A 20,589-nucleotide genomic window follows, 5' to 3' on the forward strand; every position below is an offset into this window, starting at 1 on the left:
AACATATGCGTAATACGATGACGGCTCACATGCTTTCTTTTGTGAATCGTAGACATATTCATATTCCGAAATTAAATACGGCACTTCAGGATGTTTTAAATCAATATAATACATTTAGTCTACCAAAACTATGGGGAACGGGAAAAGTAGCTTCAGCTGATGGAACGAAACATGATATGTATATAGAAAATTTAGTATCAGAATACCACATCCGTTATGGCGGATATGGAGGACTTGCCTATCATCATGTTGCGGATAATTATATCGCCCTTTTTAGTCATTTTATCCCCTGTGGTGTTTGGGAAGCGGTATATATTATTGATGGGCTATTAAAAAATAAATCTGATATTCAACCCGATACTCTTCATGCGGATACACAAGGACAATCGACACCTGTATTTGCCTTATCCTATCTATTAGGAATTCATCTTATGCCTAGAATTCGCAATTGGAAAGATTTAAAATTTTTCCGTCCAGATAAGCATACAAACTACAAACATATAGACCCTTTATTTAAAGATGTAATTGATTGGAGAGTGATTGAAACACATTGGAAAGACTTATTCCAAGTGGTTGTTTCAATTAAAAAGGGAAAAATTTTACCTTCGACGCTTCTTAGAAAATTAAGTAGTAACAGTAAGAAAAATCGATTATATCAAGCATTTCGAGAGCTTGGAAGAGTGATTCGAACAATCTTTCTTCTTCAATATATTTCAGATATGAAATTACGTGAACAAATTACAGCTAGTACGAATAAAGTAGAAGCCTATAATGGTTTTTCAAAATGGTTGTTTTTTGGTGGCGATGGTATTATTACGGAAAACGATCCAATTGAACAGGAAAAACGTATTAAATACAACGATTTAATCACCAATTCCGTAATTTTTCAAAATGTAGTGGATATCACTATGATTTTATGGCAACTAAAAAAAGAAGGTTATCGCTTTGCACGCCAAGATTTAGAAACGCTAAGTCCTTATATGACTAGACATATAAAACGCTTTGGGGATTATGTAATTGATTTAAAGAAAGTTCCTCAACCAATAGAAGAAACGATCCCTATATAAGCTCAATAGGTCATAGTTGGAAATAAAAGTAAGCCTATGACCTATTTTTACACGTATCTCGGCTGTACCCCTAATACCTCATAAAGCTTATTTTTAGTTTCATCCATTACGTCAAAAATGGTTAACTGCTCCATTATTAACAGCTCCTCATTGCGTAAATTTACTAAACTAACTCTAAGGACAAGATTGTTTCATTATGCTCATTGGTATGCACATTAAACTGTTTTCCTGTAGCTTCTAATGCACTAAAAAGCATTCTTTTATATCCTTGATCCATAAAATCTACACTGATTTGACCATGATTCATAATAAATTGAAGATCAGCCATCATCTTTTTAACTTTCCGTTCCATATAATAACCTCCTCAACAAAGTTATATAACTTATATAACTATTCTATAACTCATTTTTCCAGTTGTCAATATAAGTTATATAACTTATAATTATTTTTATAGAGGAGGTTGTAATATGGCTGTTAATAAAGACAAGTACACTCAAATTTTAGTTACTTTTACAAAAGAACAAGTAGAACAAATAGAAAATTATTGGCATGAAAATAAGCTGAAGAACCGAAACGAAGCAATTCGTCAGATCGTAGACAAAGGGTTAAGTCGTAAATAATGGCTACCCTTTTTATTTTTCCTAAAAAACCTAAAAACGCATATAAATTCCCTATCTCCCTTTACATGCGTTTTTATAACGAATACGACTTATTATATTAACAACTCCATCAAAATCCCATACAAGCAAATCTGAAGGGTCATTTTTTAGTAAAACTGATTTTTTTCATGTATTCTTTAAGCAAATAAAAAAAGAGCCGGATTTTCATCACAGCTCATGTATTGATTGGTTCTGTATGTGTACATGTAGGATATTGAGAACAACCAAAAAACTTATTTCCTGTTTTATTTGAATTACGAACGACTAAATCATGTTTACATGTTGGGCATTTCCGTTCTGCAGGTTTTACCCCTTGATACACATCTTCAGCCGAATATTCGGGATTGATTTTATTAATCAATTTCTGAAGTTCTACACGATCTATTAGTTTTACATTGCAAGCTTCCGCTAATTCTTTCGCTTGCCTTGTATACACGCTGTTCGTTACAACCCAGCCTTCATTTGCCTTGTAATAGGCTTGTGCTGCATATATCTCTTGTACGGCACTAATGCCGACTCTATTTTTCATCCCGTAGCGTTTTGCCTGGATGACAATACGATTTTTCCCCTTCAATACCAGATCCGCTCCGAAATCATTTGACTGTTTTGTAACTGTTGGGGAATAACCCAACTCTCGAAAGAGAGCTTTTAGGTATACTTCGAATTGATGTCCGTCCATTTTGTCTATATAACGAATACCGGACTTAGCCATTCGCTTTAATATTCTTCGCTCCTGGAACTTCCGGTACATAAATTTACAAATACGAAAAAGAACATAAAGGATAAAACCATACAATAAAATTTGTAATATGTTTGGCATTTCTGGTAGATTAGACACTTCGCTCCACCTCTTTAATTGGTTTCATTTTCTTTGATTGGGCTGTTTCTTTTCCCTGTTGCTCACTCACTTGTTTCTTCCGGACATCGTTCCAATCCTTTTCATTCGTTGGGATATCCTCTTTAAGATCGACAAAGCATTTCATTGTCTGAATGAAGTCTTTCCCGGCTTTATCATTATCAACTGCCATTATGACTTCTTTAATATCGTGCCCTTCTTTTTTCGCATCCATTAAAGATTGAATTACTGTTTTTGACTTCAATCCATGCATAGAAACTAGGCGAGCGTTTTGTATCTTATTTTGCTTGATACTCCAATGAGATAACATATCAATCGGATCTTCATAAAAATAAATCTTATCCGGTTTACCTACATCAACCGTAAAACCGGCATTGATTTTTTCATAATTCGGGACAATTTGCTTAAAGCTTCCTCTTTTATTCTCCATTTTGACTGTACCTTGACGGTTCATTCCAATGACTTGCCCTTTGCCTCCTACTTCTCTCCATTTGAACACCACATTATTTTTCTTATCCTGGGCAATGAGATCCTTTTTAATCAGCCAATTCACCAAGCGAGGATCTATTTTCCTTTCATGAATTAGATATTCTTTTATCTCTGTTTGCTTATTTACTTCCAGGTGTTTTGGATAACTAAAAGGCTGCTGCTCTTTTTTTCGCTCCTCTTCAGCTTTTGAACGATCAAACTCTTTGTAGTCCCCCTTCTGAATGTCCATCACAGCTTGTGGGAATGTCATGTCATAGTACATCATGGCAAAGCTAATCGCTCCATATCCTTTTTCCCCTCGGCTATTCCAGGCGTACTGATTGCCTTTAATGATGAGACTATCATGCTCCGTATGACGATAATAGTTACCTTCTTTCTTAAATGTTTCTCCTTTTGCTTCCAGATATGAAATCAAGTCAACTTTTCTTGCTTTCATCGCATCCTCCGCACTGACATATGCCATTACGGAATCCCCCCTTTACTCTATAAAATGAAATAAAAAAGAGGACTATTCCGTTTCCTAGTCCTCTTTTACATACATTCAATTTTTATTTGCCGAATAAGAATTTTAATCGCTTCTCCTGTACGCTGTACGATAAACGAGCGTCAAATTTTTTCCCGTTTTTGTTCGAGATAAAGCCTTTGATCTGATCCGTTACATTCTTTTCTAATAACTTTTTCACATGGTTACTACTTAAATTTTTACCAGAGAATGTACCAAAAATAATGAAGTCACAGCCTTTTTTGTACTTCTCACATAAGTAGTTACTTTTCCCTACAAGAACCCTACTCTTACACAATGGACATTTACCAATGGTACGATCTTCAGTCGTTGGAAAACGGAATTTCAAACTTCCGTCCGCTTCCATATAGATAGCTGCTGTAAATTCTCCCTTTTCTCCTTGAAAACCGTTGATAAAATCCGTTGTTTTATAATGAAGTAGCTTCTTCATTTGATTACCAGGGATTGCTTTCCCTTTCATTTTGGCTGGTAACATAAAATCACATCCGTTTTTATGCTCCGTGCATCCATAAAACGTTTTACGATGAAGCATATCCCCTTTTTTACATTTTGGACATTTACCAAATGACAGCTCCTCTTGTGTTGGGAACTGAAATTTAACTTTCCCTTCATGTAACACAAGATAAGCGGAAAACTCCTTCTCATTGGACTTAAATCCTTTTAAAAGGTCGGTTTTCTTATCCTCAAACAGCTTTTTCGCTTGCGCTTCCGGAATCGCTTTTTCTTTAATTTTTTTCGGTAAGGAGATTTCACATTCCGGATAATTACTGCATCCGTAAAAATTTCCTTTATGAAGGATTTTTCCCTTTATACAAGGGCATTTACACACTTCAATTTGCTGATTCCAAGTATTAATAATGCTATCCGACACTTTATCATCCATTGCGCCTAATTGTTCCACCGTATCTTTTACAAACGTATTTGTTTTTTCCACAAATTCTTCATAATTCATTTCATTTTTTTCGATCATGTAAATCATCCCTTCCATTTCAGCCGTATAAGCTGGATTTTTAATTGCATCTACCGGAAAAGCATCTATAAAAGCACGACCAATAGGTGTAGTTCGAATTTGATTATTGGTGACATCAATATAGCTACGATCTAACAGTTTTGGAATAAACGTTTCTTCCGTTGCGACTGTCCCAATCCGTTTTCCTTTCATAAGTTCTTTCAAATGTTCATCATCTAATTTACGCCCTGCCGTCTCCATAAAGGTTAAAATGGAACTTTCCGTATGAAAGGCTGGTTTCTTTGTTCGAGACTCAATCAAGTCATACTGAACGATTCTGAAAGAATCTCCTTCTCGTAAAATAGGTATCTGAAATGCTTCAACTGATCCCTCTTCTATATCCTCTTGAAACACACTTAGAAACCCTTTCTCTTGTAGGATCTTTTCTTTTGTACTGTATGCGTTAGCCTCTTGATCTATAAAATGTACTTCTCTTACCAGGTAGATTGCTGGTTTCATAAAATTCCCGATAAATCGTTTTACAATTAAGTCATATAACTGTTTTTCTAATGGATTTCGGTTGGTCCCGACATATGATTTTGTTGTTGGGATGATAGCAAAGTGACTACTTACTAATTCATCATTAAATGTAGTGTTTTTTTTTGTAATAGAAGATGGAATTACTTGTTGTACGAGATTTGCATAGGAGCTTTTTTCTAATGCTGCCATTACTTCTTTCACTCGTTCCACTTGCTCAGTAGGTAAATGCCTAGATGAAGAACGAGGGTACGTAATAAAACCTTCTTCATACAAACTCTGAATATGTTTTTTTGCTGTTTCCGCATTAATTTTCAGTTTCGCGTGAGCATCTTTGTAGATGTCCGTTAAGTTATATAATAATTTTGGTTTCTTTTTTCTCGTACTTTCTTTAAATTCCGTTACAATTACATTCGTTTCTTTCAAGCTTTCTCCAAGCTTTTGTAGTGGTGATGGATCTATCAGTTGCTCTTCTGTTTTCATCACCGGTGATAAACCATTTTCGGTTAGTAGCTTCAAATTGTAATAGGTTTGTTCTTTATAATTTTGAATAGCGACTTCCCTTTGACGGATTTCATTTAAGATACACATTTGAACACGACCAGAAGCCAATAAGAATTGGTTTCTTGCTAGTTTTGATGTACAGCCTCTTGTAACATTAATCCCTAGAATATAATCCAGGTATTGCCTTGCTTTAGCCGATTGTGCAAGTCCATCATAATCTGTTCTTGGTTCTAATCGGTTCAAGGCTCCCTCTAGTTCTGCGGCTTCATAAGAAGAGATAAACAGACGGGATTCTCGCTTGTTCACACCTGCATATTCAACTATTTCACGATAGATAAGCTCACCTTCCTTATCCGCATCACAAGCGTTTGCCACATGATCTACATCGGGACGATTTAACAACTTAACTAATATTTGAATTTGTTCAAGGCTATCCGATTTTTCTTTATATTCTGGCTCTAAAATAATAGGCAAGTGCTCAAATTTAAACTCTTTGTACCTCTCATCCATTTCCTCTGGGTATTTTAGTTCTAATAAATGTCCTCGACACCAACTAATAATGTAATTTTCATTTTCATAGTAGCCATAATATGGCTTACTCCCTGAATACCTTTGTGAGTTTCTAAATCTAGGTGATTTTAATAATTCAACAGCTACCTTCGACTTTTCAGCAATAAACAATGTTTTCCCCATACGTACTACCTCCTATTAATCTGCAATTTCAGTTTCACGCTTCCATTTCTTATTTCTCCGCTTTTTCATCATTCTGTGACCAAATAATAGCAACATGTTCAAAAACACAGCTACAAGGAACATACAGCCCGCAAACAGCCATACATTCATGGCATTCTCTCCTTTCGTTCTATAAATAAGAAAGAGGGCTTTTCCTTTTACCCTCTTTCATTTTTAGATATAAAAAAATCACTCTCCATTATCTCAATTGAGTAACAAAAAATGATTTAATCTGCTTTTCCTGTTATAAAATTTTTCATCTTTCCATTTCCATTGTTTCTCTTTTTCTACCTGATTTCTTTGTAGTTTTCGACTGATCTATATTCCCAGGATCTATTTCCTTATCTTTTTCTTTATCATTCGTTTTTTTTCCATTCAATGGCTGAAACTTTTTATCAAAATCAATTTCCTTTGAAGTTGTAGACTGATTCACTGTTATTCCTTCTTTTCCAAGTTTCTCATCCACCTGGTTTTCTAATTTCACTATATGTTCCTGGCTTACTAGCTCATTATCAATCGAAACATACTTTGTTGTATAATACCGCTCTTCAGCTTTTACACGAGTGACAATACTATCAATATTATCTGGTGTTTCTTCATATTGTGAACGTCTGTATGCTTCGAATTTTCGGCTTAAGTCCTTATCTAATGTAGTTGATTCTTTTTCTTTTGAAGGTTGAATTTGTTGATTTAAAGAGACAATAGGTGCATATCCTTCCTTTTTCATTTCTTTATATAATTCCACTTCTTTTTCATTAAATGAGTAATCTTTTTGTGCCTCCGCTTTATCAACTAAGTGTCCATATCGTTCATCTTTTACCAATTCATCTAGACTCATATTTGCATCCTTTTCATAAACAACAAATGACAAATTTCCTCTCCCATCAAAGATAGAACTTTGAACTTTTTCATATAAATCTGGTTTCAAAATGTTATCTAAGGAGTAATTTTCCCGTTTCCCGTTCTTTTCCATGAGGAAAACAGATAAATCTTCCCGATTTGTTGAATCTTGATTCCATACAGACAAATAATCAATATCTTTCGTAACAGCATCCATCATGTGGATTCTTGCAACTTCTTCTTCATCGTGAACACCGTTTGCTAATACTTCAATTGTTACTAAGTGGTTGGGTGTCTCTTTTGATTTTTCCAATGGATTTTCTTGTACTTTTTCCATCGGTATTTCTTTGTTATTTCTATGGTTTACTACCTCATCTCGTAACGCTTGTTTTACTTCATCCGATAAATGCCTTTTCTCGTTTAATACCTGTTCATACGGTGTCTTATAGTCCCCATCCCCCATATTCATACGATCCATACTCACAAGCTCCATTCTTCCAAAATCCCTATCGACTTCTTTTGGAATGGCAATATGATAACGAGCTTGATCGTAAGGGATGGTTTCACCTCTTTCTCTAGCTTCTTCCCTTGCTTTTTCAATACTTGCAATAACTTCAGCCATTTTTTCATTGGCTTCTCCAAATGGGATCAGTTGATTATTCTTAAAAGTTTCGTTGTCGCTCCATTGAACTAACATAGTTGGACGACTAATTTCATTCTGATTTAGTGCTGCATACTTTTCTTGATTCACCTCGTTAAATGCTTCTATAAATTCTTTATCACTCAATTTCTCTGCACCTTCTACAGGTTCAAACGCATGGTTCCTATCTGCTTGTTCCCTTAACTCTGCAACAGAAACAAGCTCTTGTGTGGTGTTACTTAAACTCATGTATTCCACTAGTAAAATATTTCTTTCACTTTCATTCTGTTCTCTATTTTCATTCTGCTTTTCATTTTCTTTTATTTTAGCCGCTTCATATTTTTCTGTATGAAATAATATAGCGTATCGATCATCTTGTTCTAACTCACTTAAAGGAATAAGCAAATCTTCTTCACGTACAGTAAATGATTGACTTTCGTTTCTATCAAGGAGAGTATCTTTTACTTTTTCATAAACATCTCCTTTAAAAATATGTTCAATATTAGAAACATCCCTTTCACCATTATAAAATTCATCACGGTCTAATACACCCGGATCATAAATTGCCATATGATATACTTCTTTGGTTTCTGCATCCACCATGTGTAATTTTGCAATCTCACCGTCTTTTATATCCTTATCTAGTATTTCAACTGTTACTACATGCTCTTTCCCATTATCAGACACTTGTTTTGACATATTATCTACTCCCTTTTCATTTGTTTTTTCTTTTTCTTTTTCTAACGTATTTTCAATTGTTTCAATAAATTCAATCGAAGTTTCATGTACTTCTTTCAACAACTTGGTTTTATCTTTCATTTCTTTTCCTTGTGTCCAGCTCGCTAAATACCCTAATGAATATTCGCTTGTATCAATCCCAAAATAAGAAGAAACGGCATAAGCTGTCATTTCTGCTTGAAACTCTTTTTCTGGTGCTGTGTAATTCATACGTGTCTCTGCTGTATGAAGTTTGGCATGCGCTAATTCGTGAAGAAGTGTTTTTACATTTTGTAATTCACTGTTTCTAGGGTTCAAGGCAACCTCTTTTGTTAGGGGATAGCTCACACCTTTTGCGACACCCAGTTCCGATTTGGGTGCAATGATTTTCACACCGTTTTTTTTCGCAATGTCTTCCATTCCTTTATACAAACTCTGGTAATCTGTAACGCTCCCTTCTAGCCAACGATTCGGAAAAATACGAGGTAGATCTTCCGCTTTTGCGTTTGTTTGCGACACATCGAACACATGGCCCACAGCAAAATATAAGCGACCTGGTATCACTTCTACGCTTTTAGATTCGATTTGTTTTTTCTCTTCCTCACTTGCTTTAGTTACTGTTTTCCAAGTGCCTTCTTTGTCTTTGAATTTTGCTACAGTCCGGTTTGGAACAAGAATTTTAATTCCTTTCTCACCCTTCTTAACCGGAAATCCTTTTTCTTTCCAAAAAGAAAAGGAACCAACTGCACTGGCTCCCTGGAATTGACTCTGTATTAATGAAATATTAGATGGTGAATAGTGATAAAACTTTGCCATAAACGTTAAATACTCTTTCAAATCTCCCGGTGTACGAAAATAACCTTCTACACTTTTTTCCATCTTTTTTGTTAAAGCTTGCACCGCTTCTTTCTTTTCTTCTGGTGATTTCGTTTGGTACTTTTTCTTATAACTTTTACTCATGATCTTCTCCTACTCTTTCACTTGCTTTTTGTAATTCCTCCATTTCCTCTTCATTCCATCTCTCAGCTGTATCAAAGAAAAGCTCATGAGTTTTCACATTAACTGGAACTAACATATTTTCTTGATTCATGACATGGACTGCAAGTTCTTCCTCTTGTTCTCGTGTAATTTTGATTGTTAGTTCTTCCTCTTTTACAAGTAAAACAAGTTCACCTTCTCCAACCTCTTTAATGACTCCTAATGCGATATCTTCATGAAATAATAACATCCTAATAACCTCCTGTTTTTTTATAAAAAGAAACAATGTAGCTTACGTTACATTGTTCTTTGATGCCTCATGATCTAAACGTTTTTGTCTTGCGTTACTAATCCGTTCGGCTACGACTTCTTTTGCTATCTTCACACTTCCCATCTCTTGTTTATCAGTCGTAATAAGACTATCTACACCCTCTAAAAAGAAATAACCATTTAATAACTCAATTAAAATTTGCGTATTTCTATCCGCACTATTTGCACCAAGACGAATTTTTGTTAGTTCACTTTTCAACACATCATGTAGATTCTTTGATACAATTTCGGAAATATAATTCAATGACCATTCTGTATTTTTTGATGCTTGATGCTCCATACAAATTTTCGATATAGCATCACCAGGATGAGTAATATTATTTTCATCCATGTAGTCTTGAATGTATTGATGGACATTTTCATTCAACGATAACTTCATTCGTATTTTTTTATTCTCCATGATCTAACCCCTCTCATTTTCATATGCATTTTCCCTTTGCATACGCTCATAATACTTTTGATTTTTCCAACTTTCATATTCACTTTTAAAAGCGCCTTCCACTTTTCTCATAGAATACTGAATAGATACATTCTGCTGAAATTTTCGAAATGACTTTGATTTTTTCATGTGATGGATTCTTTTTTGTTCTTTATCATATGCCTTCATTTCTTGTAAAAAGGCGTTCCCCATTCGTTTATACAGGTCACTGATTTTATTCGTTTTATAATTTTCATATTGCTTCTTATCATACTTTCCTTCTCCATATGCTTCTTTAAAAACTTGCACCTCTTTATCTAACTTTTTGAGAAACTGATCGTAATCTTTTTTATGATGATGTTGAATATACCGACTGCTTAATTCATCAATTTGCGGCTTTAATGGTTGAATCGTATTGTAGCTATATTGCCACTGTCTTTTATCACTTGGTAACTGTTTATAGATTTGTAAAAACAATGGCTTCAAATGTTGATTACGCCAATCAAAAACGGAATCTTCTTTTTTCCTTCCCACCATATTGTTTCGAATTTGATCATTAATTTGTTTTTGTTCCTGCTTACGATCTAACAAATTATTTACGACTTTCCCCTTCATCGCATCTAACGTTTTGGGTTTTCTTTTGCCACGTTCTCTCGTTGGAAATGGCTCAACAGTTGCGACATGAATATGAATATTATCCGTATTAAAATGAATGGCTGCCGACCAGATAGAGCTTTTTTCCAGCCCCTCTCTTTTTTGCATTTCTTTCATCGCAAGCCGTGTTACATCCATTAACTTTTTTTCATCCAACGTTTTTGTTTTCTCATCATAAATCCCTTGTTTTTCTAACCAGGGATTATGAAAAGAAATGACATCTTGCCACATGATACTTCCATTCTCATGAGCGGTTTTAAACATTTCCTTTAAGGACTTTTTTTCACTTTCTGTTAAACGATTTGCGTGTTCCGTAAATAGTGCCGAGGTCTTTTCTGAATTCCCCATATAGTCTTGATACGTTTCGAACATTTTCGGATTCAACTTCATTTCACTTTTCGCTTCCTCCCGATCTACATAATCAATATAGTTCTGAAACGCATCGGAACTTGGTAACACAAATTTCGTTTTTAAAACAACACCCGGTGTGACGGAAGATTGAACAGGAACCGCATTACTCATTTTCAACATCCTGCATCATCATTTGAATAAACTCATTCATTTTTTCCATTGCGCTATAACAATCACTCATCATATGGATGTTCTTTTCAATGAGATTTTCTAACTCCATTTCCCTTTTATTTTGCTGCTGAAAAAATGCCAGCATTTCAATTTGAGCTTTCAAAAATTTTTGCCTGGATAATCCTTTCCTTTTTGCGATTTCATCTATTTTCTTTACGGCAATTGGATCTACTTCTCTAATTCTGATTTCCACTTTTCCCTCTCCTTTCTGCAAATCTGGGTAGAGATCAAAAAATAGCGAGAAGAGCATAAGGGGTTTTTGTTCCCACCTAAGGTGTGAAGCTAGGCGGAGCCTAGCAAAACGATGGGAACAAGGAAAGAAGTTGAATGTCCCCATTACGTCCCTATCTTTTTTATTAATGTCTCCATCATGTCCCGTTATTTTTTCTTAACGTCCCTTTCATGTCCCCTTATTTCACCTCAATGTCCCCATTGTGTCCCTATATCTTTTTTCACTTTTTATTAATTTCTTGCTCCTTTTGCTCTAACTTTTTGATCTTATCTCGTGCAATTTTTTGTTCCCCTTTAAACAATTCCACGTTCTTTTCTGATGATTTTATTTTAGATTCTAAGGATGCTATTTTTGATTGTGTTTCCGTTTTTTCTGCTTCAGTTTGGTACTTCATTTCATCTTGTAATTCTTTTACTTTTTCATAAACTGTCTTCGCATTTTCTTCTTCCAGTTTGATTGCTTTCCCATAATTTTTTATCTTTGTTTCGATATCCTTTTTGTCTCTTTCTATAAAATCTAGCTCATATGTTTTTTTATCTTCAGCTATCAATTCGTCATTTGCTTTTGTTTTTCTTTGATCGGTAAAAATCGTCTGAACTAATTTATTCGGACTTTTTGTTACTGCATTTTCTTCTTCATATTCGTTAACATCTTGTGTGAATTTACGAATATCCATTTGTTCTTTTTCACCATTTTTATTGTAAATATCGAAGGCTAACGCTCCCCAATTTGGAGATAAGTCTTTTACTTCTACAACGTATTTTCCGTTCTCCTCATACAATACTTTGACAGGTAATTGCACACCTGGATTTGCTTTTTGCTGTGCTTTAAATGTATATCCTGTTTCCTCATATCCTTCTAATCGAAAGTAAATTTGTATAAAGTTTTTATGTGGATTGTATTCCCTTTTCTCTACAATCAATTTCCCCATACCCGACAACTTAATTACTTTATTTGTTTCTGTATGAAATAGTTTTTCATCGTTTGGCATGTAAATTTTTGATGTCAAGAAAGCGAAAAAACCCAAAAATAGAAAGCTGATAATTGTTAAGTAGATCCACGACTTATTCTTTCTTAGATTGATTCTTTCACTCTTCTTACCAATCGCTCCTATCACACTCTCACCCCACCTTTTTTGTTATAAAACTTTCATATTTAACTCTTCCACACTTGTAACTCGCCATGATTCATTTTCTTTTTTCATGATGATTCGTAACACATTGTTTACTTTTTCTTCTCGGTTTTGCGTTGAATCTGTCGTGACATTTATAAATTCAGCTAACACATTTACCTCCTCTTTATCGGGTTCATTTTCTTGTAAATAAAACTTCATTTCTATTGGTTTCGTTTTATACGTATCTCCTAATTCGTATTTATCAGTTGGATAAAATTGTTGTAATAGTTCTTCACTCATAATGGATTTTGCTTTTTCTTTTCGCTCACTGTAGCCTTCTTTTTCTCGATGAAATGATAATTGAATAAACGTTTCGGCTGTCGATAAATACGCCCTTCTCTGTTGTTCTTGTGCGGAAGGAAGCACCTTATCCAGTCGTTTTTTTAAGTCTTCATTTTGTTTTGTTAGTAATTCATTTGAAAGTTTTAACTGTTTTTCTTTGCCATCACTCATTGATTTTTTGCTCAAATAGATATTAAAAGCTGTTACACCTACAACTAAAATGACAAACACAATAAACAAAGATTTTCGTTTATCTTTCATTCTTTTAGTCTCCTATTCTTTCGATTTTTAGAACCTTCTTACATGACCAGAAAAGACTTTTTTCCAATACGGATTATTTAAATCTTCAATAGAAACACCTTTATTCGTTTGGCATCCAATGAAAGTATTTTTATCAATTACAATGCCAACGTGTCCGTCATGTTTGTAGGTATCAAAGAAAATAACATCACCCGGTTTCATATCATTTGCTGATACTTTTGTACCAATTTTATTTAATGTTTCCGTACTTACAGCGCCAATCGGACTAGTATACATTCCTACTTGTTCGAATGCCCAGCGTACAAAACTTGAACAATCAAAAATCCCTCTTGCGATGTCATTTGTGTTACGTCCTCCACCAAATACATAGGTAGAACGCCCTATCCATTGGCGACCTACATCGGCAACTTTTGAACCGCTACTTCCGCCACTTCCTGGATTTCCTCCTCCACCAGAAACGACAGAACCCGGCTGATAATATTTTAAAACTGCGTCAACGTACAAAATATCGCCATAACACGCTTGATATGGTACGGCTTCTGGTCTAAGGCAATGGTACATTCCTGTATGTTTCACTTTTTGATATTGTTGTTGTGAAAATTTGATTGCTAATTCTTTCGTATACTTACCACCATTTGCGCCAATAAAATCAAAAAATCCTGTCCCGAAATTGTAAGCTTGAAGGGCTGTTTTAATATGATCCATGTCCCCTGGACTCGTTACTCCGGCTCTTTCTATCGCATGTTTAAACTCCTGTACACCAGCCCAAATACTGTAGTCCGGATCTGTAATACAGTTTGGTGATTTACAATATTTCGTATTAAAAGCGCCTTCGGAACTCTGCATCGGATCACTACCACGTCCTCCGCTCTCTTGCATCATTTGAGCAAGCATTAAAGCAACAAACGGTTCCACGCCAAAGGCTTTCGCATGCTTCCGAATCGTAGGTTCCCATTTTAGAACTTCAGGTGAAACATTCATGACTTGCCCTTCACCTGTATACGTAATATCACCCGTGTCTGTTCCACTATCACTCCCCATTGCCGCAATAAAAATACTTACTACTCCAAGTAAAAGAAAAGAAAAAAGACCCATCACAAGTAGCGCTAAAGTGATGAGCCATTTCTTTGGTATAATCTTTAAAACTAGATGCATAGTATTAAGCACCTCCCCCGAATAACATCAATTCTTCGTCCGTTACTTCTACATGAAAATGAATGTTTTTTACAGCGCCAATACTTAAGATGACATCCCCTGTTGGCAAATGTGGAATCGCTGCAATTTCACTTTCACTTAACTGTCCTGCAAATACTTTTCGTAACATATCTAAACTGTTATTATCTTGCTGCATAATAAATTTGTACTGTGTAAGTTCAAATAACTTTTTAATTTCATCAATCATTTCTTGTGAAGAACCTTCCGGTACAAAATCTCGAATTGTATGACTTGCATATAAAAGCCCCGCAAAATATTTTCGATCTTCTCGGCTAAATTTCGTTAAAAATTGTAGCGCATGAGCGCTTTCTTTTTTCGTGTTAATAATGTGATGCGCCTCGTCAATAATAATGAAATAACGAATTACATCTTCAAAAGCAAGTTGTTGTTTCGTATATGCCTCTAATTGTGGCGCACCATTGGATATCATTTCATCCCATATTAAATTAAAAACATTGAAAATTTGTGCTTGGAATACTTCCGGTTTAAAATTTGAAATGTTTCGTAAGGAAAACGATACAACTTGTTCTTTCTTGAAATCTTCAATTGTAGAAGGTCCATCAAATAATTGTGCATATGCTTCTACTAAATTCGTAAGATTTAATTCAATTAATTCCAAACGATGAATTCTACTGTCTCCTAAATTATCATGATGTTTTTTAGCTTTTACATCTTGATATAATTCTTTGCGAACAAACAGTAAAAAATCAGAGAAAATCGGATATTCTTTTGGTTTTCTTGTTGTAATTGCATTTTTCGCTCCTTTTTCATCATTCCATAATCCCATACGAATATATAATTTACGAAGCAAATTTTCATATTCTTTAATTTCATCATCTTTTGCTTCTGGCGCAATGAATCGATAAAAAATTGTCAGTTTAGATAAATGCTGAGTGAAACTAACTTCCTCACTCTCTGCTGTCTTATATACTTGAAGTGGGTTAATTTGACCTTGTGAACCATCTAATGCAATTGTTTTCCCGTTCACATCACGTACTGTTTCCTCAAATTCACCTACAATATCAAAAATACGAATAAAATGACCTTTACTTGCATAGTCTACTGATTTCTTTTTTAGTAATGTTGATTTTCCAGCACCAGGCTTTCCAATCATTACACCGTTATAAAACTTTCTTTGTTCGTCTTTATGAAAAATATCAAAAATAACATTTCCTTTTGTTTTCGTTGTTCCATAATACGTACCGTATGGATCGTGCAAATAAGAATAATGAAACGGACAGCCACCAGCCAAACTAACTGCTGGAATTTCTTTTCCTTTTCTTCGGTTCACATAATTTTTTTGTGTATCAAAGCTTGTTACGAGTGCATCCCATTCATACTCTTGTTCATTTAAAAAGACAGCTCCTCGGAAGTTATAAGATTCTAATGTTTCCAGAATCTCTTTTACTTGTTTTTCTAGCTCATCTATTGTTCTAGCTGAAACATAAATACGAATGTGAATACGTTTCATGACCTCACCTTGTTTCAAATCCGTATAGAGAGCTTCCAGCTCTAAAAATTCATTTTTCGCATCGATTCGATCTATATTATCCTTTGCTGTATCATGGCGAACACTTTGTTCACTCATAGATTTATTAATCGATTCAACGACCTCTCTTCGATCGTCACTCATGACATCTAATGTTGTGATCACATTTGGCATATTCATAATTTGCTCTAACCAAAAATCATTTACCTCTGTTGGATAATCATAGACATGAATGCAAGTACCTAATCCATCACCTGTTTGAAAATAACTTTCTTTAAAACTAATTCCCCCTTGTGGCTGAACTCTAGCCACTAAAAAGGGGTTGTAACCTTTCTTCTTTTTTAGTTCCACTTGTTTTTCTTTTTTAGATTTTTTACTCTTGAACGCAAACATATTGTTGCCCCCTTACTACCATATATTTTTAGTTCCTAATTTTGCATTTTGATTGAATAATTTAAACATAAGTTCTAACTTTTTCTCTTCATCCACCTCTAATAGTTCTGTAGAGCGCTTGATATATCGTTTTGCTGCATCTACACGTTCTTTTACGATTAATTCTGTTTCTCCGTAAATAAATAAGAAGGCTTCCCGATTGGTTCTGCCCCATTCTAAAAATTGAAGTTCTTTTAACTTTTGATTTAAAATTCGTTCATACAAAGGACTAGTACATTCTTTAATTTTCTTCTCAATATATCGTTGTTGTTCGGTTGTTTGACATGGAAAGTTTAAAAAAACGAGTTTAATGGACTGTTTGTAGGCTTGATAAAAATACGCATGTGAGAAAATGACAAATGCTTGTTCATCACTATTCTTAGAGAACATATCGTCACCTTCGACTTGAAGAATTTCTAAAAACTCCTCATTTTTCAGTTCAAATATGCCATCCTCCGTCATGTCTACAATTTGCATAATTTCCGCAATACTTTTCTTTACCTTTGATGGCGCTTCTTTCTTTTTTCTAGATAAAAAACCTAACAGTTTTGGATTTTTCTTTTTCGAAGTGTCTTTCTTTGGCTTTTCTTTCTTCTGTTTTTTTACTTTTGGTTCTGCCTTTGTTCTTTCTTCTTTCTTTTTGTTGGGTACCACCTTCACAATTTCTTTTGGTTCAGAAATTGATTCTTTTACGTTTTTTTCGTTAAATCGAAATGCATTCTTCTTCGGTCTTTCTAATTGTTGTAGCTCTTCTTTCTCTACATCTTTTTCGCTGAATAACGCCATATGTGATCCCTCCCTTATTGATCGTTATCAATGGCGCAATATGCACCTTTCCTTCTTAGCAAAGTAATAATCAATACTTCATACATTCGTTTTTGAGGATTCGTACTTGGTCGCCAAATCATGATAATTGCAATAACTGCCATGAAAATAACAAATGGTAATTGAAAGGAATCATGTACAAAATTCCTAAGAATCATCGTTACAACTAATAAACCAATTAATAAGAAGAAATCTATTAAATAAAGCACTTTATTAATCCGTAATTCTGTACTGATTTCCTTCGGAATCCGATAGCTTCTCATCGGGATTCCCTCCTTTTCGACAATAAAAAATAAGCGCACGATTACGCTTATTTTTTATCCGTATTATTTTTATTTTTGCTCACGATATCTCTCCAACTTTTGCCTGTGTTTTGCCCCATTTGATAAAAACGTTTTGTATTCTGTACCGTTTCAGAAGTATTAATTCGTTCTTGCACTCCTCTTACCTTTTGTTTCATCGATGATTTCGTATTTTTAACTTTATCGGTTGTATATTGTCCTAATGTACGTGTTTCTTGACTTCTACTTGCTGCCACTTCTTTATCACTTTCATAAGGAATAATTGGGCTACTATGTGTCACCGTTACGATGTCGGCTGATACCGGGCTACTTCCGCTTGGTGCTGATTTTGGCGCTTCCATTGGTGCCGGGCTTCCTCCACTTGGTACTGATCTTGGTGTTTCCACTGGTGCCGGGCTTCCTCCACTTGATACTGATCTTAGTGCTTCCACTGGTGCCGGGCTACTTCCGCTTGGTGCTGATTTTGGCGCTTCCATTGGTGCCGGGCTTCCTCCACTTGATACTGATCTTAGTGCTTCCACTGGTGCCGGGCTTCCTCCACTTGGTACTGGTCTTGATGCTTCTACTGGTGCCGGGCTTCCTCCACTTGGTACTGGTCTTGATGCTTCTACTGGTGCCGGACTACTTCCGCTTGGTACTGGTCTTGATGTTTCCATTGGTGCCGGGCTTGATATTTGACTTCCTTCATTTGTTCCCTGACTTACTATTTCTGGTGTTTGACCTCCTTCACTCGCTCCCTGTCTTACTGTTCCTGGTGTTTGACTTCCTTCACTTGTTCCCTGTCTTACTGTTCCTGGTGTTTGACTTCCTTCACTTGTTCCTTGTCTTACTGTTCCTGGTGTTTGACCTCCTTCACTTGTTCCTTGTCTTACTGTTCCTGGTGTTTGACCTCCTTCACTCGCTCCTTGTCTTACTGTTCCCGGTGTTTGACTTCCTTCATTTGCTCCTTGTCTTACTGTTCCCGGTGTTTGACTTCCTTCATTTGCCCCTTGTCTTACTGTTCCCGGTGTTTGACTTCCTTCATTTGCTCCTTGTCTTACTGTTCCCGGTGTTTGACTTCCTTCATTTGCCCCTTGTCTTACTGTTCCTGCTGTTGGATTTCCTTCACTCGCTCCATTTGATTTTCCGGCTTCTTTCATTTCATCTTGAAGACTTGTTGTTCCCGATTCTTGCCCATTCGCTCCCCCTGGGTTTTCGTTCCCTCCTTTTTTCATGTCTTCTTGAATAGATGGCGTACCACCATTCTTTTTATCTTTTTCCTTATTTAAGTTACCTTTTTCTTTTTCATTCTTTGCTAAATCATTACCATTTGCTTTTTTCTGATCCGCTTTTTTCATTTGATCTTGCAAGGACTCTTTATTTTCAGACTCATTCCCATTTTTCAAACCGCTTATAAGCCCTGCCACGCCACCTGTTGCCATCGCTGCCGCACTTGCTGTTTTAGCTGCTGCAACACCCGTTCCTTCTGCTGCACCTTTCGCTCCTTTTCCAATCATATTTCCGAGACTCTTCATAGGTTTTGAATTTGCAAGACTGCCAATTCCTTTGCCAAGTGCGAAACCACCTACTAACATACCCCAACTGCTCTTTAATCCAATATCTATACCGAATAACCTTTCTACGGCTGCTGGACCATCTAGAACAGCCATACTAAATGCGGCTAATGCAATCAGATACGGTACACCATTTAATTTGTCATGGAGAAAAGCTGTTCCTATTAGGTATAGCTTCAAAGATAGGAATATCATAATCGTTGCTATAAATATATTGAGGATATTAGATAATACAGCTTTTAACTTTTGACCATTCGCAACATCGGCTGGTGCTAATATATTTGCTAACAAGTAGTTAAAAGACAATTCATAAAATAATCTAGCTAATTTTATACTTACTAATAACAAAGTTAATCCTGTTATCAGTAAAGTAAAGAATATGTTCCAAAAATTCCAATGCCAGCGATAATACTTTTCTGGAAAGAAATCAAACCATCCATCTTTTAATTCAGCTAAAGATGCAACTCCTAACGCATCCATTACTCTTTTATTCTGTAGGATTTTTTGACCACCATCTGATAAATCCTTGTCTTTTGTAAATTTGAAATCGGAATCAATTTTTTCTGTAATATCTATTTGTCTAATATTTTTTTCTGGAATATTATTTTTCGGATTCAGATCTTCTTTCTTTTTCCATCCATTTTGATCTATTACTGCAATATCCGTTATGTTCTTCTTAATAATTTCATCACTTAAAGAACCTTTTTGTTCTGATTTTACAACTGCTATGGCATCATCAGTGAACTTATCAACCTTTGTCATACCAGTACTTAATAAACAAAGTACACTCAATGTTATGAAAATATTGATGATAATTTGAGAACGGTTCATTTGTTTGTTCATAATGAACATGTAGCCAATATATAAAAACGATATGGCTAAAAGAACAACAAACAATGGATATAACATATCAACAAAATTTTGTATTTCCGGTGAATTAAAGAATCCTTTAATCCCCAGTATGGCATCTGTCACACCTTCTAAAGCATCTACAACTAAAGATAAGCCTACAATTAGAAACCATCCTAGCCAACGTAATACATAATTCACGATGTCTCCTACTTGAAGATAATCCGAGAACGTTTCTAAAACCTTTAAAATCTCCTCATCTTTCACGATTTACCCTCCTCTCATGCTTGCTATTGCCCTAATACTTCTTTTGCTGTCCAACTCACCCTTTCATTTAGTCTGTCGATACGAATAATCAGTTTCCCTTTTTGTTCCCGATCTACTGAAAGGAAAAGAACCGCATCTTCTAGACCAAGAATGACCTCATTTTCTTCTGTCACAAATGGCGAATAGCTATCTAAAATCAATTGCATTTTATCCGTTATTGTCGGTACACCCAT

General features: G+C 35.2%; 20 protein-coding genes. 2 read left to right on the plus strand and 18 right to left on the minus strand.

Annotated features, from left to right (window positions below; translation table 11 throughout):
* A partial coding sequence (locus tag ACO6VI_RS26240; RefSeq protein WP_422424463.1) for a transposase occupies positions 1-1,067 on the plus strand: 1,067 nt, incomplete at its 5' end.
* Between the two features lie 163 nt (positions 1,068-1,230).
* Here the strand turns inward: ACO6VI_RS26240 and ACO6VI_RS26245 are convergent.
* Entirely contained in the window at positions 1,231-1,419 is a 189-nt protein-coding gene (locus ACO6VI_RS26245; protein WP_153593401.1) for a hypothetical protein, read from the minus strand.
* A gap of 115 nt (positions 1,420-1,534) precedes the next feature.
* On the opposite strand from ACO6VI_RS26245, the gene ACO6VI_RS26250 reads away from it, so the two are divergent.
* On the plus strand, positions 1,535-1,687 hold the full coding sequence (locus ACO6VI_RS26250) for a hypothetical protein (protein ID WP_000290205.1): 153 nt from the start codon (positions 1,535-1,537) through the stop codon (positions 1,685-1,687).
* Between the two features lie 214 nt (positions 1,688-1,901).
* Here ACO6VI_RS26250 and ACO6VI_RS26255 read toward each other — a convergent pair whose 3' ends face one another.
* The 17 genes from ACO6VI_RS26255 to ACO6VI_RS26335 all read right to left on the minus strand — a co-directional run bounded on the left by ACO6VI_RS26255 (position 1,902) and on the right by ACO6VI_RS26335 (position 20,589).
* Positions 1,902-2,564, minus strand: a complete 663-nt coding sequence (locus ACO6VI_RS26255) for a restriction endonuclease (RefSeq protein ID WP_422424465.1) — start codon at positions 2,562-2,564, stop codon at positions 1,902-1,904.
* The gene (locus ACO6VI_RS26260; protein WP_422424467.1) at positions 2,557-3,534 is read right to left on the minus strand and encodes a DUF3991 domain-containing protein; all 978 of its coding nucleotides are present in this window, start codon (positions 3,532-3,534) and stop codon (positions 2,557-2,559) included. Before ACO6VI_RS26260 ends, ACO6VI_RS26255 begins: the two co-directional genes overlap by 8 nt.
* A gap of 85 nt (positions 3,535-3,619) precedes the next feature.
* On the minus strand, positions 3,620-6,277 hold the full coding sequence (locus tag ACO6VI_RS26265) for a DNA topoisomerase (RefSeq protein ID WP_422424469.1): 2,658 nt from the start codon (positions 6,275-6,277) through the stop codon (positions 3,620-3,622).
* A gap of 15 nt (positions 6,278-6,292) precedes the next feature.
* Positions 6,293-6,427 carry a hypothetical protein gene (locus tag ACO6VI_RS26270; protein WP_255288497.1) on the minus strand — a complete coding sequence of 45 codons (135 nt, stop codon included), beginning with the start codon at positions 6,425-6,427 and terminating at the stop codon, positions 6,293-6,295.
* A gap of 145 nt (positions 6,428-6,572) precedes the next feature.
* Positions 6,573-9,473 (minus strand): LPD25 domain-containing protein, encoded by a 2,901-nt coding sequence (locus ACO6VI_RS26275; protein ID WP_422424471.1) that lies wholly within the window; start codon positions 9,471-9,473, stop codon positions 6,573-6,575.
* Positions 9,466-9,741: a hypothetical protein gene (locus ACO6VI_RS26280; protein ID WP_061530243.1), complete on the minus strand. Its 276-nt coding sequence runs from the start codon at positions 9,739-9,741 to the stop codon at positions 9,466-9,468. Before ACO6VI_RS26280 ends, ACO6VI_RS26275 begins: the two co-directional genes overlap by 8 nt.
* A 42-nt stretch (positions 9,742-9,783) precedes the next feature.
* Positions 9,784-10,221: a hypothetical protein gene (locus ACO6VI_RS26285; protein ID WP_098557236.1), complete on the minus strand. Its 438-nt coding sequence runs from the start codon at positions 10,219-10,221 to the stop codon at positions 9,784-9,786.
* 3 nt (positions 10,222-10,224) lie between these two features.
* Positions 10,225-11,415 (minus strand): MobP2 family relaxase, encoded by a 1,191-nt coding sequence (gene mobP2 / locus ACO6VI_RS26290; RefSeq protein WP_422424473.1) that lies wholly within the window; start codon positions 11,413-11,415, stop codon positions 10,225-10,227.
* Positions 11,408-11,668 (minus strand): hypothetical protein, encoded by a 261-nt coding sequence (locus ACO6VI_RS26295; RefSeq protein WP_016513356.1) that lies wholly within the window; start codon positions 11,666-11,668, stop codon positions 11,408-11,410. The genes mobP2 and ACO6VI_RS26295 overlap by 8 nt, the downstream gene beginning before the upstream one ends.
* 259 nt (positions 11,669-11,927) lie before the next feature.
* Positions 11,928-12,824, minus strand: a complete 897-nt coding sequence (locus tag ACO6VI_RS26300; protein ID WP_422424474.1) for a hypothetical protein — start codon at positions 12,822-12,824, stop codon at positions 11,928-11,930.
* A 21-nt stretch (positions 12,825-12,845) separates the two neighbouring features.
* On the minus strand, positions 12,846-13,424 hold the full coding sequence (locus tag ACO6VI_RS26305) for a MerR family transcriptional regulator (protein ID WP_422424476.1): 579 nt from the start codon (positions 13,422-13,424) through the stop codon (positions 12,846-12,848).
* Positions 13,425-13,451: 27 nt separating this feature from the next.
* Positions 13,452-14,579 (minus strand): lysozyme family protein, encoded by a 1,128-nt coding sequence (locus tag ACO6VI_RS26310; protein WP_422424477.1) that lies wholly within the window; start codon positions 14,577-14,579, stop codon positions 13,452-13,454.
* A 4-nt stretch (positions 14,580-14,583) separates the two neighbouring features.
* Positions 14,584-16,521 (minus strand): VirB4 family type IV secretion system protein, encoded by a 1,938-nt coding sequence (locus tag ACO6VI_RS26315; protein WP_422424479.1) that lies wholly within the window; start codon positions 16,519-16,521, stop codon positions 14,584-14,586.
* 15 nt (positions 16,522-16,536) lie between these two features.
* Entirely contained in the window at positions 16,537-17,346 is an 810-nt protein-coding gene (locus ACO6VI_RS26320) for a hypothetical protein (RefSeq protein ID WP_422424480.1), read from the minus strand.
* A 14-nt stretch (positions 17,347-17,360) separates the two neighbouring features.
* Positions 17,361-17,648, minus strand: coding sequence for a DUF5592 family protein (locus tag ACO6VI_RS26325; RefSeq protein WP_001258275.1), 288 nt, complete (start codon positions 17,646-17,648; stop codon positions 17,361-17,363).
* 47 nt (positions 17,649-17,695) lie between these two features.
* Complete coding sequence (locus ACO6VI_RS26330; RefSeq protein WP_422424482.1) at positions 17,696-20,356, minus strand: pLS20_p028 family conjugation system transmembrane protein; 2,661 nt, start codon at positions 20,354-20,356, stop codon at positions 17,696-17,698.
* Positions 20,357-20,379: 23 nt separating this feature from the next.
* On the minus strand, positions 20,380-20,589 hold the full coding sequence (locus ACO6VI_RS26335) for a hypothetical protein (protein ID WP_000538816.1): 210 nt from the start codon (positions 20,587-20,589) through the stop codon (positions 20,380-20,382).

The organism is Bacillus sp. PSXD-155, assembly GCF_049310765.1.
Taxonomy (GTDB): Bacteria; Bacillota; Bacilli; order Bacillales; family Bacillaceae_G; genus Bacillus_A; species Bacillus_A cereus.

Excerpts from the sequence above, each read along its gene's own strand:
- ACO6VI_RS26245 (WP_153593401.1), bottom strand. The coding sequence starts at position 1,419 with ATGGAACGGAAAGTTAAAAAGATGATGGCTGATCTTCAATTTATTATG.
- ACO6VI_RS26250 (WP_000290205.1), top strand. The coding sequence starts at position 1,535 with ATGGCTGTTAATAAAGACAAGTACACTCAAATTTTAGTTACTTTTACA.
- ACO6VI_RS26260 (WP_422424467.1), bottom strand. The coding sequence starts at position 3,534 with ATGGCATATGTCAGTGCGGAGGATGCGATGAAAGCAAGAAAAGTTGAC.
- ACO6VI_RS26265 (WP_422424469.1), bottom strand. The coding sequence starts at position 6,277 with ATGGGGAAAACATTGTTTATTGCTGAAAAGTCGAAGGTAGCTGTTGAA.
- ACO6VI_RS26270 (WP_255288497.1), bottom strand. The coding sequence starts at position 6,427 with ATGAATGTATGGCTGTTTGCGGGCTGTATGTTCCTTGTAGCTGTGTTT.
- ACO6VI_RS26275 (WP_422424471.1), bottom strand. The coding sequence starts at position 9,473 with ATGAGTAAAAGTTATAAGAAAAAGTACCAAACGAAATCACCAGAAGAA.
- ACO6VI_RS26280 (WP_061530243.1), bottom strand. The coding sequence starts at position 9,741 with ATGTTATTATTTCATGAAGATATCGCATTAGGAGTCATTAAAGAGGTT.
- ACO6VI_RS26285 (WP_098557236.1), bottom strand. The coding sequence starts at position 10,221 with ATGGAGAATAAAAAAATACGAATGAAGTTATCGTTGAATGAAAATGTC.
- mobP2 (WP_422424473.1), bottom strand. The coding sequence starts at position 11,415 with ATGAGTAATGCGGTTCCTGTTCAATCTTCCGTCACACCGGGTGTTGTT.
- ACO6VI_RS26305 (WP_422424476.1), bottom strand. The coding sequence starts at position 13,424 with ATGAAAGATAAACGAAAATCTTTGTTTATTGTGTTTGTCATTTTAGTT.
- ACO6VI_RS26310 (WP_422424477.1), bottom strand. The coding sequence starts at position 14,579 with ATGCATCTAGTTTTAAAGATTATACCAAAGAAATGGCTCATCACTTTA.
- ACO6VI_RS26315 (WP_422424479.1), bottom strand. The coding sequence starts at position 16,521 with ATGTTTGCGTTCAAGAGTAAAAAATCTAAAAAAGAAAAACAAGTGGAA.
- ACO6VI_RS26320 (WP_422424480.1), bottom strand. The coding sequence starts at position 17,346 with ATGGCGTTATTCAGCGAAAAAGATGTAGAGAAAGAAGAGCTACAACAA.
- ACO6VI_RS26325 (WP_001258275.1), bottom strand. The coding sequence starts at position 17,648 with ATGAGAAGCTATCGGATTCCGAAGGAAATCAGTACAGAATTACGGATT.
- ACO6VI_RS26335 (WP_000538816.1), bottom strand. The coding sequence starts at position 20,589 with ATGGGTGTACCGACAATAACGGATAAAATGCAATTGATTTTAGATAGC.